At 70.2% G+C, this 4,205-nt stretch carries 3 protein-coding genes and 2 pseudogenes; 1 reads left to right on the top strand and 4 read right to left on the bottom strand.

Annotated features, from left to right (window positions below):
• From AB0I76_RS23730 to AB0I76_RS23715, 4 genes and pseudogenes are all read right to left on the bottom strand, one after another.
• Nucleotides 1-189, bottom strand: a pseudogene (locus AB0I76_RS23730) (SAM-dependent methyltransferase); the annotation flags it as partial.
• Between the two features lie 124 nt (nucleotides 190-313).
• Entirely contained in the window at nucleotides 314-1,180 is an 867-nt protein-coding gene (locus tag AB0I76_RS23725) for a carbohydrate ABC transporter permease (RefSeq protein ID WP_357039372.1), read from the bottom strand.
• Nucleotides 1,180-2,142 (bottom strand): sugar ABC transporter permease, encoded by a 963-nt coding sequence (locus AB0I76_RS23720; RefSeq protein ID WP_357039369.1) that lies wholly within the window; start codon nucleotides 2,140-2,142, stop codon nucleotides 1,180-1,182. Before AB0I76_RS23720 ends, AB0I76_RS23725 begins: the two co-directional genes overlap by 1 nt.
• On the bottom strand, nucleotides 2,139-3,533 hold the full coding sequence (locus AB0I76_RS23715) for an extracellular solute-binding protein (RefSeq protein WP_357039366.1): 1,395 nt from the start codon (nucleotides 3,531-3,533) through the stop codon (nucleotides 2,139-2,141). The genes AB0I76_RS23720 and AB0I76_RS23715 overlap by 4 nt, the downstream gene beginning before the upstream one ends.
• A 116-nt stretch (nucleotides 3,534-3,649) precedes the next feature.
• Here AB0I76_RS23715 and AB0I76_RS23710 point away from each other — a divergent pair.
• A pseudogene (locus tag AB0I76_RS23710) lies at nucleotides 3,650-4,205 on the top strand (oxidoreductase); the annotation flags it as partial.

Raw genomic sequence — 4,205 nt, 5'->3', positions numbered from 1 at the left:
CGCCGCGCCGACCCGGCCGGTGCCGCAGCCGGCGTCGAGGATCCGCGAGCCGGGCGCGACCATCGCGTCGACCAGCCGGGCCTCCCCGGCCAGGTCCACCCCGTCGGCCGCCAGCCGGCGGAACCGGTCGATGTACCACTGCGTGTGCTCGGGACCGGTCTCGGTCACCCAGCGGGTCGGTCTGCCCATGGCGCCACCGTAACCGCTCGCCGGGCAGTGCCCACCCACCCTCCGCGATCTTGCACTTTCGGTCCATTTTTTGCGGCCTTTGCGGCTTTCGCCCCGGCAGGAAGTGCAAGATCGCGGGCGGCGGTCAGCCCTTCTCCGCGCCGCTGGTGAGGCCCTCGGTGAGCAGTCGTTCGCTGGCGAAGAAGAGGATCACGATGGGCAGGGTGAGGATCACCGAGCCGGCCATCAGCACCGTCTTCGGCACCTCCACGCCGTCGGCGAGTTGCGCCAGCCCCAGCGACACCGTCCAGCGGTTCGGCTTGTCGACCAGGAACAGCAGCGCGAAGAGGAACTCGTTCCAGGCGATCATGAAGTCGTACAGGGCGACGGCCATGATCGACGGCGCGGCCAGGGGCAGGCTGACGCGGCGGATGATGCCGAGCCGCCCGGCGCCGTCGATCGCCGCCGACTCCTCCAGGCTCACCGGGATCGTCTCGAAGTAGTTCTTCAGCATGTAGACCGAGACCGGCAGCGTCTGCGAGATGTAGACGAGGACCAGCCCGAACAGAGACCCGCGTAGCCCGACCCGGGTGAACACCACGAACAGCGGGATCGCGATGACGATCGACGGGAACAGGTAGACCGCCAGGAACAGCACGTCGACCTGCCGCCGGCCGAAGAACCGCAGCCGGGAGACCGCGTACGCGCCGGGGATCGCCACCACCAGCGTCAGGATCGTCGCCGCCACGGCGACCAGGCCGCTGTTGCGCATGAAGGTGAGGAAGCCGCGGCCACCGTCGTCGGCGGCCTTGAGGACCTCGGCGTACGTCTCGACGGTCAGCTCGCCCAGCCCCACGACCAGGGAACCGGGGTCGAGCAGCAGGCGCTCGATGGGGCGCACCGAGAGCACCAGCATGTAGTAGAAGGGGAAGAGGGTCACCAGCAGGAAGACGGCGACGACCAGGCGGCGCAGCCAGCGCAGGCCGACCGTCTCGATCCGGTCACGGTCCATCAGTCGGCCCTCCGTCCGCCGAAGAAGCGCAGGTAGACCGCGACGAAGACGATGAGCACCACGGCCAGCACGACCGCCTGCGCCGCCGCCGCGCCGATGTCGGTACGCGCGGTGAGGAAGGTGTAGACCCGGACGCTGACCACCTCGGTGCCGGCCGCGCCGCCGGTGAGCAGGTAGACGTCGTCGAACTTGTTGAACGTCATGATGAACCGCAGCACGCCGAGCAGGGCGATCACCGGGAGCAGTTGGGGCAGCAGGATGTGCCGGAACCGCTGGGTGGGGGTGGCCCCGTCGACCCGGGACGCCTCCTCCAGCTCACCGGGTACCGCCTGGAGCCGGGCGAGCAGGAACAGGAACGCGAACGGGAAGTAGCGCCACGCCTCGAAGGCGATGACCGTGGCCAGGGCGGTGGACTCCTGGGACAGGAACGCGACCGGCGTGTCCCAGCCGAGGAACCGACGCCCCCAGTCGTTGACGATGCCGAGCTGCGGGTCCAGCATCACCTGCCAGACGAAGGTGACCGCGACCACCGGCGCCACGTACGGCAGCAGCATCGAGGCGCGGACCAGGGTGCGGCCCCTGAAGGGTCGGCGGACGACCAGGGCCGCCGCCAGGCCGAGGAGGATCGAGCCGGCGGTGCTGCCGACGCTGTAGACCAGGGTCGTCCAGAGGGTGTCGGCGAACCCCGGTGTGTTGAGCACCCGGTCGATGTTGTCCAGCGTGAACTCGCCGAACAGGCCGGTCTTGCGCAGGGTGGCGAGGCGTACGCGCTGGAAGGCCAGCACCACCGTCCACACGATCGGCACGCCGATCACCGCGATCGTGACCAGCAGGGTCGGCGCGACCAGCGCGAGCCCGGCGCGGGACTCCCGCTGGCGCAGCGTCAGCGGCCCCCGCCGGCGGGCAGGGGCCGGCCGCTCCCGGGTGGGGGAGCGGCCGGTACCCGGCGCGGTGGTGGTCAATTGACGCCTGCCTTGATCGCCTCCACGTCCTTGCGGGCCCGTCCGGCCGCCGCCGCCGCGTCGGACTTGCCGGAGACGACGTCGGCCAGCGCCTTGGGCACCGGAAGCTCACCGAGGATCGCGCCGACGAGCTTGCCCTGACCCTGGGTCAGGCCCCAGCGGGAGAAGGTGTCCGGGCTGCGGCGCAGCTCCGCGAGCACCTGGTCGCCGTAGACCTCGGCCAGGGGCTTCTTCGCGTCCACGCCGGCCTGGCTGGTGTTCCAGGCGGTGAGGAACTTCTCCGGCTCCCCGCCGGTGCCCTTGCGGATCGGGAAGCGGCCCTCGGGGGACATGCCGAACCAGCGCGGGTAGCCGTCGTCCAGCATGTACTCCACGAAGGACTTCGCCGAGTCGGCGGCGGCGCCGTCGAGCATCGCCCAGGAGCTGATCTCACCGTACTGGGCCGGTGCGGTGCCGTTCGGCCCCTTGATCGCGGTCACGAATCCGCTGTTCTTCGCGAGCCACGTGGGGTCGGCCTGGCACTGCGGGCAGGTTGGTCTGGCGTCGTTGCGCAGGCCGGCCAGCTCGTCGAGGATGAACGGCGACCACACCAGCATCGCCGCCTTGCCCGCGAAGTAGGTGGCCCGGGTGGTGTCGACGTCCTGCGCGCCCTTCACCGAGCTGGTGCGCATGAGGTCGCCGTAGAAGCGGAACGCCTCGACGCACTCCGGCGAGTCGAGTTTCACCGCCCCCGAATCGTCGGTGAGCTGACAGTTGTTGGCCAGCGCGAGGTGCTCGAAGGTCTGCTGGGTGAAGACGTCGCCGGGGGCGGTCGCCGCGGTGATGCCGGCGACTCCGCCGGTGTTCAGCTTCGCCGCGGCGGCGGCGATCTTCTCGTACGTGTCGGGGGCCGGCAGCCCGGCGGCGTCGAAGAGGTCCTTGCGGTAGACCAGCAGCTGGCCCCACCCGTCACTGGGGACGGACAGCTGCGTGTCGCCGTCGGCGGTGAGCTCCAGCGCCCGGGGGGAGAACGTCTGGCGACCCAGCGTCTCGACGACCTCCGCATTCGCCGAGGGGTGCAGCAGGTCGTTGCCGGCCAGGGTGCGGACACCGGCCAGGGAGACGGACCCGACCACGTCGGGCAACTCGCCGGCGGCGGCGCTGGAGGCGATGAGGGACGGGAACTGGTCCTCGCTGACCGGCACCAGCTCGACGGTGACGCCGGTCTTCGCGGTGAAGTCGGCGATGATCGCCCGGGTGGCGGTGACCCGGTCGGCCACGTCCTCCAGGCTCCAGACGGTGATCTTCTTACTGTCGCTTTCGGACTCGTCGTCGCCGCAGGCCAGCAGGGTGGTCCCGGCTAGTGCCATGATCAGGGTGGCGGCGATCGTCCGCATCGGAGGTGCTGACATCGGTGGCACTCCTCTCGAAGGGTACATGACGGATTGAACCCCTTCGATTGATCAATTACAAGACATATAACGATTTTTTGCCTACGATGAAACCCAGTGCTACCGGGATGTGACTCATGGTCAACTGGGTTGTCTCTCTCGCCGGGCCTCGACGGATCAGCCTCGAGCCCTGCCCACCGGATCCGCTCGGCCCCGGCCAGGTTCGTGTCCTCACCTGCTACTCGGGCATCTCCGCCGGCACGGAGCTGACCCTCTACCGCGGCAGCAACCCCCGGCTCAGCAAGGACTGGGACGACGTCACCCGCATGTTCGTCCCCCGCCAGACCTCGGTGCCGTACCCCCTGGTGGGTTTCGGCTACGAGGAGGTCGGTGAGATCGTCGAGGTCGCGCCGGACGTCGCCGACCGGCAACGGGGCCAGATCGTGTGGGGCATCTGGGGACACCGCGCCGAGGCGGTGCTCCCCGCCGGTGCGGTACACCCGCTGCCGGTCGGGCTCGACCCGCTCGCCGCGGTCTTCGCCCGCCCCGGCGCCATCGCCCTCACCGCCGTGCTCGCGGCCGACCTGCACCTCGGCGACTGCTCCAGGTCCTCCGGGGTGGCGCCGCTGGGCAGCTCCTCGATCGGCTCGATGCCGACCCGGCGGAGCAGCCGGCCGGCGGCGCGGTCGAAGA

It is taken from the genome of Micromonospora sp. NPDC049799 (assembly GCF_040656655.1).
In the GTDB taxonomy this organism is placed as follows: Bacteria; Actinomycetota; Actinomycetes; order Mycobacteriales; family Micromonosporaceae; genus Micromonospora.
The sequence above is the reverse complement of the archived record's forward strand: the minus strand, read 5'-3'. Positions and strand labels throughout refer to the sequence as shown.

What these genes read in the sequence shown, in the direction of transcription:
- AB0I76_RS23725 (WP_357039372.1), bottom strand. Translation starts at nt 1,180, where the DNA reads ATGGACCGTGACCGGATCGAGACGGTCGGCCTGCGCTGGCTGCGCCGC.
- AB0I76_RS23715 (WP_357039366.1), bottom strand. Translation starts at nt 3,533, where the DNA reads ATGTCAGCACCTCCGATGCGGACGATCGCCGCCACCCTGATCATGGCA.